Here is a 13,398-nt window from a genome sequence, read left to right as displayed (position 1 = left end):
TTCAGACGCCAGACGTCGCACGTGACGGCTGGCCAGTACGACATCCGAGTCGAGCTCCGTCTTGACCTGACGGTCCAGCGCTACATATAGGTAGCATCCCACGAGGACAAAAACGGCAAGTAGTGTGACGCCGAACGACAGGGCCAGCGTTGCGGCGAGGGAACGGCGAATCATGATTCGTCTCGGACCTCGAGCACATACCCTACGCCACGCACGGTATGTATCAGCTTTAGCGCTTGGTCATCGTCGATTCTCGACCGTAGCCGGCGAATGGCAACTTCGACGACGTTGGTGTCGCTGTCGAAGTTCATGTCCCAGACATACGAGGCGATTTGCGTACGCGTGAGCACTTCACCTTGTCGGCCCGCGAGCAGTTGTAACAAGGCAAACTCGCGCGGCGTAAGTTCGATCCGATGGCCGGCCCGTTTGACACGCCGGCGCAGCAGGTCGATCTCCAGATCCCCGACGCGCAGCGTTTCCGAGTCTCGCGGAGGCCCCCGCCTGGCAAGCGTACGGACCCTGGCCAGCAGCTCAACGAAGGCGAAAGGTTTGACGAGATAGTCGTCGCCCCCGGCCTCGAGGCCGCGAACCCGATCGTGGACGTCGTCCAGCGCCGTGAGAAACAACACGGGCGTTCCCTTGGTCGCGCGAAGGCGTTTGACCACGGCCCATCCGTCCATGACGGGAAGCATGACGTCCAGAATGATGACGTCGTACTCCTCTTCCTGCGCAAGCAGGAGCCCTTGCGCGCCATCGGTTGCCAAATCCAACGAGATGCCGGATTCCTCGAATCCCTTTTTCAGGTAGGCGCCGGTCTTCGGTTCATCTTCAATCAACAGAACGCGCATGCTTTGTCGCCTCGGAATAGGCGCGTCGCGCCGCATTGGCCGACGCTACGCTTGCCCATGATAGCCGAACGCGGAACGCGTCTTGAATGCCATATCGGCGATAGTCCGCTCCGGGCGTTGTGTCGGCGCGTTGTCACGTGCGAGCGGCTTCGCGGCGCCTGACCTGTTGACGAGCCGTGCGGCACGGCGGACGAGCCACGGTGCAATTTCCATTGCCGCCGGTGACCGTTCGCCGTGCGCATCAACTCGCGACACGATCACGAGCCAACGTACGTCGCCGCCGCGTCGTTCGTGCTTTGCTGGCTAAGGACTTGCGGTGTCGAGCCAAGGCTCGACGCGCTCGCGGTGTGGGGTTGCGATTGCAGCATGGCTTCTGCAGCCTGAATGTTGTCCGGATAGTGAGTGTTGCTCGCGGAGGGAACATAGCCAGCGTTCTCCATCTGAACGAGCTCATGCTCAACGCTTGCACGTGTTGTCGGCGATGCCTGAGCAAACGACAGGGCGGGGATGGCGAGCGCGCAAGCGACGATGACGGACTTTACGATCGATTTCATGATGTTTTGCCTCAACGGTTTGGTTGTGAGTGCCAACGCGAACACTTCGCGCCGGCCGGTCCCGCCGTGACGTTGGCGTCTCAGCGTTGAAGGCATTTTGCGGTGCGGGGGCTGACCCGATCGTTACTGGGAGATTACAAAAATGAAAGGTGTCGGCGGGGGGGCAGGCAGCAGGGCGGCGGGGCGGGGAAGGTCCCGGAACGCGAGGGAAGCGGCGTTACCGCGTTGAACCGTTCGACGTTGCCAGCGCAGCGACGCCAAGGCTGATGTACAGCAGACCGGTCACATACTTCCCGGCCCCGGGCTTTGCGCGCCGGCGGGTGAGCGTCTTGCCGATGGTGCGCGCGAGTGCCGCGTAAGTGATGTCGCTCAACGCACCGACGCACACGAGCAATACGCCGAGCGTCGCGATTTGCAGCGGCACATGGCCAGACTCGGGGTTCACGAATTGCGGCAGGAAGGCGGCGATGAAGAGCCCCGTCTTCGGATTGAGCAGATTGACGAGAAAGCCTTTCTTGATCGATGTGCCGAGCATGCGTGCTGGCGGCAGCGGCGCGGTGCCGAGCGCCGCGGGTTGGCTGCGCATGGCCTTCACGCCGAGAAAGATGAGATAGGCCGCGCCGAGCGACTTGATCACGCTGAACAGCAGTGGGGAGGCCAGCAACAGGGCGGTCAATCCGCCCGCCGCGAGGGCAACGTGGACAAGCGTGGCCAGCATCACACCAAAGCACGACGCCAACCCGAAGCGAAATCCCTGGCTGGCGCTCGCCGTCGCGATGTAGATCGTATTCGGTCCCGGAATCGCAACGAGCACGGCGACGGTGACCAGAAAGTAGGGAAGCACGGTGATATCGATCATGGGGCAGAGGGAGTGGCGCGATCGGTGACGCAACCGAAGGCGCGGAAGCATTGGCCGGTGTCGCAGGCATGACGGTGCGCTCGGGCATCGTAACATCGTGACGGCTGGCGCAAGGGGGGCACGATGGTCTCGTTGGCGTCCTTGCCGGGTCGGCGCGGCGCGACACGACACGGCGCCGTAGCTGACCCAGTGCACGACGCGCCGCAGCGCGAAATACGTTAGATCGACGCTGGCCGGTTGTCAGCCGATGATCAGGCGCCGTGAAACGGTGTGTTGCATGCCGTTGCGGGCCGAAATTCGGAAATGGCGTTACACTTCTAGCGCACGCCCCGCCATCCGGTGGCGGGCGACTCCCCAATTTCGGCCTGTTTGAACGTCAACATGAAGTCCCCTGGTACTGCCTCTGCCACGCCCGCGTGCGACGCTGGCGAATGCGTCGAGCTTGTCGCAACGGCGACCCTGCCGACCCGATACGGCACCTTCATCTCTCACGCGTTTCGCGTCAAGGGCAGCGACAACGAGCACCTCGCGCTGGTCATGGGCGATGTCGGCGGCGATGCGCCCACGCTCGTGCGTCTGCACTCCGAATGCCTGACGGGGGACGTCTTCGGTTCCTATCGCTGCGATTGCGGAGAGCAACTCGATGCGGGGATGCGCAAGATTGCCGAGGAAGGGCGCGGCGTGATGCTGTACCTGCGCGGCCACGAAGGGCGCGGTATTGGCCTGAGCAACAAGATCCGCGCGTATTTGCTGCAGGAACAGGGCCGCGATACCGTCGAGGCCAATCTCGATTTGGGCTTGCCCGACGACGCCCGTGAATACGATTCGGCCGCCGCGATTCTGCGCATTCTGGGCGTGCGTTCGGTGCGCCTCATGAGCAACAATCCGAAGAAGTTCGACACGCTCGCGAAGCACGGCATTCCGGTGTGCGAGCGCGTGGCGCTCGACATCCCGATGCGTGAAGAGAACGAACGTTATATCCGCACCAAGCAGGTCAAGTTCGGACATTACTTCGAAGAGAACGAGTAAGGGAAAATTCAGCGGTGTCCAGCGAGGTCCGGGGTAATTCGATACGTGCTGTAATGCGCTTCGATGCGCGTGTCGCGGCCGAGCTGCCGAGCGGCGAACACATGACCTCTGAGCCATTCCCAGGATTGGGCGCTGCACCGGGAATGGTGGAGACTGGTTGGTTTCAGTTGATGCGTCCAGCGCCTTGAGCCGTTCGCGCTCGTCGGTGGTCGCGCTTGACCCATTCGTGCGGCGCCTGCGACGTACGGCCGATCATTGCTGCAATCGACTCGACCCGCCGCCCGTATCGACGGATGTTCGCTACGCGGCTCGCGCACCAAACGTACTGCTCGCTCGCGAACCGTCGAGGAAAACTTCATTGCCTTCTTGCGCATGGCTCGATTCTTTCAGGAATTCGAGCCTCCACCAAATCCGGGGCGGTGCGGATAGCAGCATCACGTCCAGCGATGGTGTCGGCATTTGAACACTTTCGCCATCGCTGGAGTCACGATTTGCTACATCGATCGGATCGTTCGCTCGGGGGGGGGGCAAAGAATACCGGCCCATCTTGTTGCGAGAGAACCTCAGTATTTGCCTGACAGCAGATGTCCCGCGCTCGGCACTTGTGCGTCGAGGCCGAGTGTTTTGAGGATGCGGTAGACAGTCGACGTCGCGGCCGACAGAACCGGCTTGCCGATCCGATCTTCGACTGCCTGAATAGCAGGCAGCGACGGCATTTGCACGCATGCGGAGAGCACGACAGCATCTGCGTTGCTGATGTCGAGGCGGTCTGCATGTCCAATGAGATTCATCGGATCGAGACGGCCGACGGCGAGGTTGTCGGACACTTCGAGGCTCATCGCATCAGTGACTTCGATGTCTTCGCTCTGGATGTAATCGACGACCTGTTGCGTTAGTGGCTTCATGTACGGCGTAATGATCGCTACGCGCTTAAAACCCATGGTCTTCACGCCATCGACCAAAGCGCCGGCGGAGCTGATGATCGGCGTCGGCCAGTTATTGCCTTCGACAGTCTGCTTCAGGCGGGATTCCGACACGCGGTGATAGCCGGCGCCTTGACACATGATGGCGACGAGGCACGCATAGGCGAGCACATCGCAGCGTGCATCGCTGAGTTCGAGCGCACAACGGTCGCTATCGACGTCCATTTTCTTCAGTTCTTCCGGAGTGACATGCATCATGCGCATGCGCGCGGAGTGGAACGTAAAGCGTTCTTGCGGGAACAGGTCGTAACGGGCCGTCAGCATGGCCGGAATCTCCGTTTCCATCGTCGTATTCGAGCTAGGGACGATCTGTCCGATTCGATAGGTCTTCATGAGCTTGCAAATAAGAGGTTGAGAAAATCAGTTTCCGCTAGTGAGCTTGACGCCTTGCGTCTCGCGAAGCGTGAACACGAGTATTGCGGCCAGTACATAAGCGATCGAAGCGATGCAATAGGTCATCGTGAATCCCAGGATGGGAATCAGAGCCGGGACGAGTTTGATTCCGGCAATTGCGCCCACGCGGCCAAAGTTGAAGCAAAAGCCGGCTGCCGTCGAGCGGATGCTGGTGGGGAAGAGTTCCGCATACCATGCACCGAAGCCGCTGAAATAGCCCGTGCAGAATCCGAGCAGCGCGGACAACATGCCGATCGTCACGATGTTCCGTGCGTTGAATTCGAGTTTGCCGTTGGTCAGGGGAATCATCGTCGCCCCGTATGCGAAGACGGGCACGGCCACTGCGATTCCCACAAAGAAAGCGGCGAACGCCGCGCGCCTGCCGATTCGCTCGGCGAGCCAGCCGTACGCAAGATAGCCAAGCGTTGCGCCGATGCCCGTCCACACCAGAAAGACGGGAGCCTGATCGATGCGCACATGCAAGATACTCTGCAGATACGTCGGCGTGAACGTCGTGATGATCCAGTAACCGTACATACCCATGATCGAAATGAGCAGTGCAAGCAGCGTCGTGCGCCGGTACTTGGGCTGAAAAATCTGCAGCAGATTGGCCTTGCTCGCATTGCTTTTCAAATACTCGCGATTGGCCAGCCAGACGGGCGACTCTTTGACAAAGACGAGAATGAACAGCGCGATGCAATACGCCGGAATGCTGGAGATAATAAACAGGCGTCGCCACGAGTCGGGGTTCGACGCATCGAGCAATGTCCAGGCGAAGACGGCGGCCAGCAGGCTACCGCCCGACCACCCCGTCTGCATCACGGCGATTGCCTTGGCGCGTCCTGACGGTGCCCAGATTTCGCTAATGAGGGCGACGGCGGCCGACCAAAGCCCGCCTACGCCAATGCCGACCGCAAATCGGTACACGTTCAATTCCGCGATGCTGTGGGCAAATCCGCACAACAGAGTGCCCGTCGCATACGTCAGCACCGAGATGAGCAGCGTGCGTTTGCGTCCGATCTTGTCGGAGATATTGCCGAGGAGGAATCCGCCGATGCCCGTCGCCAGAAGAAACCACGCGACAGTGGATACCACGTCGGCAAGCGAAGCCGAAAACGTACGCGAGACGGCGAGAATCACGAAGCCGAATACGGTCGCGTCGAGCGCGTCGAACAGCCATGCACCCCACGAGCCTCCTAGGGTGACGTAGCGCTGCGCGCGCCCGATCTGATTGCTGGACGTAGCGGCACCCGCGCGTCCTGTCTCCATTGCTCCGGTATTGTTCATTGTCGTTCTATTGATCCAGGTGGCGCCCGGCCGGTGAGCATGTCTGTGGGAGAGGGCACACGACGGGCGAAGGAACCAACGCTACTTGTGCGTTTCGAGGTTCTTCATGCTAAAGGAGCGGTTGCGCGCTGTACATGAGCGGTTGGCTATCCCGCCATCGCCAACCGTTATGGCGGGAGCGTGTGCGACTAGCCTTGAGTGCTGCCGAGCAGGTAGTCGAAGAACAGGCGCGCGACGGGGGAAAGCGCGTCCTTGCGTCGCACGCAGACCACCAGTTCCCGCTTGGCCCACGCCTCGTCCAGCTTCAGAAGCCGCGTGCCCGGTAGGCGGTACAACGCCGCATTGCCGGCAGGAAGAATGCCGATGCCTATGCCGACCTGGACCATTCGGCACAACGCGTCGTACGACGATACTTCGACCTTCGCACGCAAGGTCTTGCCGGCCTGGCTTGCTGCCGTCAGCATCTGAAAGTGCAAATGCGTTCCCGCCCGGAGAACGACATGCTCATAGGCGAGCGTCTCCATGTACGTGACATGCCGGCGATGTGCGAGTGGATGACCCGATGGCACCAGAACCTTGAGTTCGTCCGTACGAAACGGATGGACCTCTATGTCGGCGCTATGAGGCAAGCGGGTGAATACGCCGATTTCAGCAACGTTTTCGGCGATACTCTCGGTGATCGCGAGGCTGTCGCGTTCGAGCAGAGAAATGTTGATGTCGGGATAGCGCTCGGTGAACGATTTGATAATCGGCGGCATATCGGTCGAGATCGCGGAGATATTGACGAGCACGCGCACGGATCCCCGCAGGCCATCCGAGTACGCCTTCATTTGCAGCACGATATTTCGCATGTCGTCCAGCACGTCACGCGCGAGGACGGACAGCTTTGCGCCTGCCGCGGTCGGACTGATGCCTTTGTTCGTGCGTGTGAGCAAAGGCGTGCCGAAGAGTTCTTCGAGTTCTCTGAGCCGCTTGCTGACAGCGGGTGCGGCGATGTGCTCGATCTCCGACGCGCCGGCGATGGTGCCTTCTTCGACCACGCGCACAAAGAGCTTGAGCGATACGGGATCGAGCTTCGTACTCCAACCCCCGTCTCTGGAGCCAAGTGGGATGAATGGCGCGCCCTTACGCATGATCGATCCGTTGCGACTGATCGAGCCACTCGACGAAATTGCGTATCGTATCGCCGTAAAACGTCTGATAGCGCTCGCGCGTGACGTATCCGATGTGCGGCGTAGGCAGTACATTCCGAAGCGAGCGCAACGGATGAGCCAGTTCGAGTGGCTCGGCGTCATACACATCGATTGCGGCGCCACCGATCTGACCGCTCGTTAGCGCGTCGATCAGCGCCGACGTATCGACAATCGGACCTCGCGACGTATTGATCAGACGGCTTGTCTTCTTCATCCGCGCAAACGCTTCGGCGCCGACCAGCCCTTGAGTCCGTTCGCTCAGGCGAAAGTGGAGGCTGAGGAAGTCCGACGTCGAGAACAAGGTGTCTTTGTCGACCCGTTGCACACCCTTTGATTCGGCGCGCTCCGCCGTGAAGTTCTGGCGCCAGGAAATCACATTCATCTGGAAAGCGCGCCCAATCACACCGACGGCTGATCCGATATGTCCGAGACCGAGGACGCCTAGCGTTTTGCGCGCCATTTCCAGCGCTACGTTTTGGTAATCGTCGAGGATGGCGATGCTGATGCGGGGCGAGCTGGCCATGATGAGCTTCCATATTGGTCGATCGACAAATGCATTCGTGCGGCACACGAATGATCCGAGCCGGTAGTTTGCCGCAAAGCTCCCGCCGATGCTTGCGCCTTGTTACAGAATGAGCCTGCTCGAGGAATCGCTCGACGCGGACCTGCCGGCAATCGGGCTCGAGTTGCCGGGGCTGAAGTCCGGCGAGCGGGCTGGGACACCACGTCAACAGCCAAAGCGCGTAGCGCTTCTTCCCGACCTGCCTCGTACCGGCATTCATCATGAACCGGACTGATCTGGTTGAGAAAGCCAGGACGGAAATGAGTGTTAGTGTTTCAGCGCGGAAATCTCTTTTCGGCGGTTGGCGATGAAGCGCAAGCCGTGGACTACATCGTAGATCACTTGCACCTCCCCAAGTGTCGGGCGTGTGGGCTGGTCAAGCAAGCGCACAGCACCCGCTACTACCGTAGCGTCAAGGATCCCCAGACGGCGTTGCGAGCCCGTATGCGCGAGTTGCGCATACCCGGGTTCGCGACGGCTATCGGCGCGTGCATGTGTTGCTCAAGCGCGAAGACTGGCGTGTGAGCCGCAATCGAGTGTTTCGGCTTTACGGCGAGGCGCAATTGCAGCTTCGCTCCAAATTGCCCAAGCGCCGCAAGATGGCCCTCTCACAGCGTCTGCGCGACCTTGCAGCGCCCCGGTAGCGCGTGAAGATAACTCGACAATCGGTCAAAGTCGGCCGCGCTGTTCGACATCCGAAAGCGTTGCCGCTTGCCGTTCGATGATTCAATCAACACAGCGTTCGACTAGCGAGCGACGTCAATAGCGACGAGATTCAGGGAGGGCGAATCAACGAGCAAGTCAGCCATCTTGGTTTCCTCCGGTAGTGAACGGGCAAACCGAAGGATGCCCGTTACCCTGCCGGCTGACATTGTGCATGTACTACGGCAGCGAATCGATACCGGACGAAGAACCTTAACTGACCGGCGTTACGGCTTCGGCCTTACGACAAACGATCGCGCAGGTAAGCGGCAGTGCGGCTCTCTGCCACATTCGCAACTTCACGAGGCGGGCCGCAGGCAACCGTCCTTCCGCCGTCGTCGCCCGCGCCCGGTCCGATGTCGATCAGCCAGTCACTGTGCGCCGCGACACGCATGTCATGCTCGACGACGATCACCGTGTTGCCTGCGTCGACGAGTCCCTGCAACTGCGTCATCAGCCGGTCGACGTCGGCGGGGTGGAGGCCTGTCGTCGGCTCGTCGAGGATGTAGAGCGAGTCGCCGCGCTGCGCGCGCTGAAGTTCGGTCGCGAGCTTGATGCGCTGCGCCTCGCCGCCCGATAACTCCGTCGCGGGCTGTCCAAGCCGCAAATAACCGAGGCCGATGTCCTGCAGCACTTGCAGCGGGCGCATGACTTGCGCTTCGTCGGCAAAGAAGTCGCAGGCGGCATCGACCGTCAATCCCAGCACCTGCGCGATGTTCTTGCCACGCCATTCGATTTCGAGCGTCGGTGCGTTGAAGCGCGTACCGTGGCAGGTTGAGCAGGGCGCGTACACGCTCGGCAGGAACAGCAGTTCGACGCTGACAAACCCTTCGCCTTCGCACGTCGGGCAGCGGCCGCTCGCAACGTTGAACGAGAAGCGGCCCGCGTCGTAGCGGCGCTTGCGGGCGGCGGGCGTCTCGGCGAAGAGCCTGCGCACGTGATCGAAGAGGCCGGTGTAGGTCGCGAGATTTGAGCGCGGCGTGCGGCCGATCGGCTTCTGGTCGACGCGCACGAGCCGCCGGATCGCCTCCATTCCTTCGACGATGTCGCCGCCAGTCGGCTGTGTCTCGGCGGCGAGGAGCGGGTCGAGTTCTTCGTCGGCGTCCGGTGTGATCGTGCGGCCGAGGCGTTCCGCGACGAGCTCCGGCAGTGCCTGACTGACGAGGCTCGATTTGCCCGAGCCCGAGACGCCGGTCACGGTCGTGAAGCAGCCGAGCGGAAATGCGGCATCGAGTCCGTGCAGATTATTGCGCGTGATTTTCGCGAGCCGCAACCAGCCCGAGGGCGTGCGGGGCGTGTGCGCGGCACGCTTGTGCGTGGCGAAGAGATGCTTGCGCGTCTGCGACGCCTCGACCTTCGCGAGCCCCGCCGGCGGCCCGCTGTACACCACGTGACCGCCTGCTTCGCCCGCGGCCGGGCCGACATCGACGAGCCAGTCCGCGCGTCGCATCATGTTCAGATCGTGCTCGACGACGAAAAGCGAATTGCCCGACGCTTTCAGCCGCTTGAGCGCCGTGAAAAGCGCTTCGCCATCGGCAGGATGCAACCCTGCCGACGGCTCGTCGAGAACGTACACGACGCCGAATAGTTGCGAGGCGAGCTGCGTCGCGAGCCGCAAGCGCTGCAATTCGCCCGATGAAAGCGTAGGCGTCGAGCGATCGAGCGCAAGGTAACCGAGCCCGAGGTCGATCAGTGTCGTGAGGCGCTCGAGCAATTCCTCCGCGATGCGCTGCGCTGCGACGCGCTTCTCGTCCGACATGTTGCGCGTACGCCGCACGTTCGGCGCCGCCTTGTGCGCGGAGCCGCCCGCTGCCACGCGCTTCTCGGTCGCTTCGCGCATCGCCTGCTTACCAAGGATCGCGCTGTCGCCGTCGATGCCGTGGGTGTGCGCGGGAAGTTCGCCACGTGAGATCGGGCCGAGCAGGTCGGCGAGGCGCACGAGTGGCATCTGCGAGAACGCTGCGATGTCAAGTCCGGCGAACGTCACGGACAAGGCCTCGCGCTTCAATCGCTTGCCGTGACATGCCGGGCACTCGCTGCCGATCATGTAACGCGACACGCGTTTCTTCATCAGCGCGCTTTGCGTATTCGCGAACGTGCGCAGCACATAGCGGCGCGCGCCGGTGAACGTGCCCTGATAGCTCGGCTCCATCTTGCGCTTGAGCGCAAGCCGCGTTTCCTCGGGCGTTAAGCCGGCGTAGACGGGTACCGTGGGCGTATCGTCGGTGAATAGGATCCAGTCGCGGTCTTTTTTTGGCAGCTCGCGCCACGGAATATCTACGTCGTAGCCGAGCGTGACTAAGATGTCGCGCAGATTTTGCCCGTGCCATGCGGGCGGCCACGCGGCGATTGCGCGCTCGCGGATCGTGAGCGTATCGTCGGGGACCATCGACTTTTCGTTGACTTCGTACACGCGTCCGAGCCCGTGGCACGTCGGGCAGGCGCCGTGGACGGTGTTCGGCGAGAAGTCCTCGGCGTAGAGCATCGGCTGCTTCGGCGGATAGCTGCCGGTGCGCGAGTAAAGCATACGCACGAGGCTGGAAAGCGTCGTGACGCTTCCCACCGACGAGCGCGCGCTCGGCGTGCCGCGCTGCTGCTGAAGTGCGACGGCGGGCGGCAATCCTTCGATCGAATCGAATTCGGGCACGCCGACCTGTTCGATCAGCCGGCGCGCGTAAGGCGCGACCGACTCGAAGTAGCGGCGCTGCGCCTCGGCGTAGAGCGTGCCGAACGCAAGCGACGACTTGCCGGAGCCGGAAACGCCCGTGAATACAACGAGCGCATCGCGTGGAATGTCAACGTCGATATTCTTCAGGTTGTGTTCGCGCGCGCCACGCACGCGCACGAAGCCATCGCGCGCGACTTCGGGGGACGGCTTCCGACGGGAGTTCATCCGCTGGGGCGGCGGCAATACGCAGGCCAGCTAGCCGGGCAGTTTCGCCGCGAGCACGTCGATGTGCGCGATTTCGGGCGGCCTGGCAAAAAGGTCGGCGGCGTTCGCCATCAGCGCCTCGGCGACCTTGCCCGCAAGATGCGCCTGGCGGCCGGCTTCGTCGGGAAAAGTGTCGAAGATGCCGAACGTGGACGGCCCGAGGCGCAGACCATACCACGTGATCGTTGCGGGCTCCGCTTCGACGAGCGGCAATCCGCCCATCAGAAAGGCTTCTACGTCCTGCTCCCTGCCCGGTTTCGCTTCCAGCCGGACGAACAACGCGGTATTGACCATGACATCGCTCCTGTTGCAAGCACTGGGTGACGGACCAATGATACTTGCTCCGCACCGGGTGTATTGATCACAAAATATTGGCGCCTTTGGCGCATGTCGGCTTTTTTCGGGTAGGGGCCAACCAACTTCAAAAGATGTTCTATCTTACTCGCACGACGGATCGTCGATGCATGTATTGTTTCGAACGGCTCACGGTGTTCGTCGCATTAGCCCGCGGCGGGATCAAGTCACGTCCGCCTCCAGCGAGGCGCAATACGTCAGCCGGGTTTAACACCAGGCAACGGTAGCGGTAGGGTAAAGGGTTTCCCCGACGCGCGCGATTTCGCCAGGCTGTCGGCGTCTCCTTGCGGGTAGGCGAAGCCCGGTGCAACGTCATGCAGCGAAATGGCCTTGGCCTGCGGGGGATGTGTTTGTCTTGTGGACGGCCGACCACGCATACCATCTCGCCGTTGTGGCGGAGCAAAGGCAGCAGCGCCGTGGCCGAGTCAGCCGACACCCGATCGATCGCCGCATCGACCCCCGGCCCCGGGGCAGGCGCATGGCCTCGGCAAGTCCGTCGCCCTGGCGGTAGTCGATCACGTCCTCAGCGCCCAGGGAGCGGACGCGGTCCACCGAACGTGATGCGATAGCGACGACGCGCGTGCCGGCCTGGCGGCACATTTGCACCGCAAACCCACCTGCGCCCCCGCCTGCGCAGCGGCATTTCGCCGTACAGTTCGCCCAAATGTCTCACGTGTGGCGAATCCGTCGCACGCTTCACTTCGTCGGCGGCGCCACCGTGTATGGGCAAGTTCCCATCTGGTGTGCGGCGCAGCAATTTGTGCTTGACGTTGCAATTTGGCAGCAGTTACCATCCGCCCTGTCTTCCACTTAAGGGGTTTGTCCGTGAATTCCGATGCCAGTAGTAGTCGACCTTTGATCGACTGATTGCCTGAGGATCCACAGCCATTCCCTGTGCCGCGTCCTCATGCAGGATGCGGTGTCTAGCGCCACCGAACGCTCGTCTTGAGCGTGACCGCTCCGGCGCAATTCCCGCAGAAATTTCACTGTCGTGCCCGTGAGGGGCGTTGTCGTCTTGCGCATGCGTTTGGCATCGCAACGGCGCGCCCGCACCGGCCGGCCGTCCGTGCCGTGCGCGGTAAGGACGATTCGCAGCCATGCGAGGAAATCATGCGCGCTATTCAAACGTTGCAAACTTTTCAGGCTTTCCAGCGCCCGCCGACGCTCCCCACCCCGGTGTCGCGTCTGACCATCGTCTGCCTGGCCGATGCCCTTGGGGCATTGCGCAAGCAGATGTTCATCGATCTCACTGCCCTCGGCCTGCGTGCCACGCGCGTCAGCATCACCCGCTGGAGCGATCGCGACGAAGCCTCGGCCACCGTCACGCTCGACTGTCCGGCCGCTTCGCGCGCGTCGCTCACTTCGCTCGTCATGCGCCTGTCCGGCGAGCGCAGCGTGCGCCGCGTGTACTGGTCCGACGATGCCGCCCGACACGCGAGCGCTGGCGCCAGGTCCACACACGGCTGATTCCGTCGTCCCTGTCGCAACGGTGTTTCTTGCCAGACAGAGCGCCAGTGCCTGCCGGTGTACCGAAAATAAAAATGTAAGGAGTCCAATATGGAAGATGGAAGTAGTCGAATGAGGCCCGTCGGGACCCTGTGCTTGGCACGTGGGGTTCCGACGGGCGATCCACAAATCTTTTCACCATCACCGACCGCGCGCCGCGCGGCGCGGCTGGATACGTTCGCGCGTTTTTTTCGGA

12 protein-coding genes and 3 pseudogenes are annotated in these 13,398 nt (G+C 61.9%); 4 read left to right on the top strand and 11 right to left on the bottom strand.

Annotation, left to right across the window (positions count from 1 at the left end; genetic code table 11):
• The 4 genes and pseudogenes from A985_RS28985 to A985_RS0105600 all read right to left on the bottom strand — a co-directional run.
• Positions 1–174, bottom strand: a pseudogene (locus A985_RS28985) (two-component sensor histidine kinase); the annotation flags it as partial.
• Positions 171–848 (bottom strand): heavy metal response regulator transcription factor, encoded by a 678-nt coding sequence (locus tag A985_RS0105615; protein WP_017232423.1) that lies wholly within the window; start codon positions 846–848, stop codon positions 171–173. The pseudogene A985_RS28985 and the gene A985_RS0105615, both read right to left, overlap by 4 nt.
• Before the next feature lie 257 nt (positions 849–1,105).
• Positions 1,106–1,402 carry a DUF4148 domain-containing protein gene (locus A985_RS24375; protein ID WP_017232421.1) on the bottom strand — a complete coding sequence of 99 codons (297 nt, stop codon included), beginning with the start codon at positions 1,400–1,402 and terminating at the stop codon, positions 1,106–1,108.
• A 217-nt stretch (positions 1,403–1,619) separates the two neighbouring features.
• Positions 1,620–2,246, bottom strand: a complete 627-nt coding sequence (locus tag A985_RS0105600) for a LysE family translocator (protein ID WP_026131679.1) — start codon at positions 2,244–2,246, stop codon at positions 1,620–1,622.
• 396 nt (positions 2,247–2,642) lie between these two features.
• Between A985_RS0105600 and ribA the strand changes: the two genes are divergently transcribed.
• The gene (ribA, locus tag A985_RS0105595; protein ID WP_017232419.1) at positions 2,643–3,290 is read left to right on the top strand and encodes a GTP cyclohydrolase II; all 648 of its coding nucleotides are present in this window, start codon (positions 2,643–2,645) and stop codon (positions 3,288–3,290) included.
• Positions 3,291–3,498: 208 nt separating this feature from the next.
• On the opposite strand, the pseudogene A985_RS28475 reads toward ribA, so the two are convergent.
• The 5 genes and pseudogenes from A985_RS28475 to A985_RS24370 form a co-directional block, all read right to left on the bottom strand.
• Positions 3,499–3,664 (bottom strand): annotated as a pseudogene (locus tag A985_RS28475) (IS3 family transposase); the annotation flags it as partial.
• Positions 3,665–3,853: 189 nt separating this feature from the next.
• Entirely contained in the window at positions 3,854–4,606 is a 753-nt protein-coding gene (locus tag A985_RS0105590; RefSeq protein WP_017232418.1) for an Asp/Glu racemase, read from the bottom strand.
• A 27-nt stretch (positions 4,607–4,633) separates the two neighbouring features.
• Complete coding sequence (locus tag A985_RS0105585) at positions 4,634–5,953, bottom strand: MFS transporter (RefSeq protein ID WP_232424529.1); 1,320 nt, start codon at positions 5,951–5,953, stop codon at positions 4,634–4,636.
• 188 nt (positions 5,954–6,141) lie between these two features.
• Positions 6,142–7,086, bottom strand: a complete 945-nt coding sequence (locus A985_RS0105580; protein ID WP_017232416.1) for a LysR family transcriptional regulator — start codon at positions 7,084–7,086, stop codon at positions 6,142–6,144.
• Positions 7,079–7,669: an NAD(P)-dependent oxidoreductase gene (locus tag A985_RS24370; protein ID WP_017232415.1), complete on the bottom strand. Its 591-nt coding sequence runs from the start codon at positions 7,667–7,669 to the stop codon at positions 7,079–7,081. The genes A985_RS0105580 and A985_RS24370 overlap by 8 nt, the downstream gene beginning before the upstream one ends.
• A 109-nt stretch (positions 7,670–7,778) precedes the next feature.
• On the opposite strand from A985_RS24370, the gene A985_RS28090 reads away from it, so the two are divergent.
• Both A985_RS28090 and A985_RS24365 read left to right on the top strand, forming a co-directional pair.
• Positions 7,779–7,943, top strand: coding sequence for a hypothetical protein (locus A985_RS28090; protein ID WP_157211362.1), 165 nt, complete (start codon positions 7,779–7,781; stop codon positions 7,941–7,943).
• An 80-nt stretch (positions 7,944–8,023) separates the two neighbouring features.
• Positions 8,024–8,331: pseudogene (locus A985_RS24365) on the top strand (IS3 family transposase); the annotation flags it as partial.
• Positions 8,332–8,651: 320 nt separating this feature from the next.
• Here A985_RS24365 and A985_RS0105565 read toward each other — a convergent pair.
• A complete protein-coding gene (locus A985_RS0105565) occupies positions 8,652–11,303 on the bottom strand; it encodes an excinuclease ABC subunit UvrA (protein WP_017232413.1) in 2,652 nt (883 codons plus the stop codon).
• Positions 11,304–11,333: 30 nt separating this feature from the next.
• Complete coding sequence (locus A985_RS0105560; protein ID WP_017232412.1) at positions 11,334–11,636, bottom strand: putative quinol monooxygenase; 303 nt, start codon at positions 11,634–11,636, stop codon at positions 11,334–11,336.
• A gap of 1,170 nt (positions 11,637–12,806) precedes the next feature.
• Here A985_RS0105560 and A985_RS26935 point away from each other — a divergent pair.
• Positions 12,807–13,163: a hypothetical protein gene (locus tag A985_RS26935; RefSeq protein WP_157211361.1), complete on the top strand. Its 357-nt coding sequence runs from the start codon at positions 12,807–12,809 to the stop codon at positions 13,161–13,163.
• The last annotated feature ends 235 nt before the right edge of the window (positions 13,164–13,398 follow it).

Origin of the sequence: Pandoraea sp. B-6 (assembly GCF_000282835.1) — a bacterium.
GTDB classification, from domain to species: domain Bacteria; phylum Pseudomonadota; class Gammaproteobacteria; order Burkholderiales; family Burkholderiaceae; genus Pandoraea; species Pandoraea cepalis.
The sequence above is the reverse complement of the archived record's forward strand: the minus strand, read 5'-3'. Positions and strand labels throughout refer to the sequence as shown.

Bases quoted from the DNA above. Each gene is read 5' to 3' on its own strand.
- A985_RS24375 (WP_017232421.1), bottom strand. From the start codon at position 1,402: ATGAAATCGATCGTAAAGTCCGTCATCGTCGCTTGCGCGCTCGCCATC.
- A985_RS0105565 (WP_017232413.1), bottom strand. From the start codon at position 11,303: ATGAACTCCCGTCGGAAGCCGTCCCCCGAAGTCGCGCGCGATGGCTTC.
- A985_RS0105585 (WP_232424529.1), bottom strand. From the start codon at position 5,953: ATGAACAATACCGGAGCAATGGAGACAGGACGCGCGGGTGCCGCTACG.
- A985_RS0105590 (WP_017232418.1), bottom strand. From the start codon at position 4,606: ATGAAGACCTATCGAATCGGACAGATCGTCCCTAGCTCGAATACGACG.
- ribA (WP_017232419.1), top strand. From the start codon at position 2,643: ATGAAGTCCCCTGGTACTGCCTCTGCCACGCCCGCGTGCGACGCTGGC.
- A985_RS0105615 (WP_017232423.1), bottom strand. From the start codon at position 848: ATGCGCGTTCTGTTGATTGAAGATGAACCGAAGACCGGCGCCTACCTG.
- A985_RS26935 (WP_157211361.1), top strand. From the start codon at position 12,807: ATGCGCGCTATTCAAACGTTGCAAACTTTTCAGGCTTTCCAGCGCCCG.
- A985_RS0105560 (WP_017232412.1), bottom strand. From the start codon at position 11,636: ATGGTCAATACCGCGTTGTTCGTCCGGCTGGAAGCGAAACCGGGCAGG.
- A985_RS28090 (WP_157211362.1), top strand. From the start codon at position 7,779: ATGAGCCTGCTCGAGGAATCGCTCGACGCGGACCTGCCGGCAATCGGG.
- A985_RS0105580 (WP_017232416.1), bottom strand. From the start codon at position 7,086: ATGCGTAAGGGCGCGCCATTCATCCCACTTGGCTCCAGAGACGGGGGT.
- A985_RS24370 (WP_017232415.1), bottom strand. From the start codon at position 7,669: ATGGCCAGCTCGCCCCGCATCAGCATCGCCATCCTCGACGATTACCAA.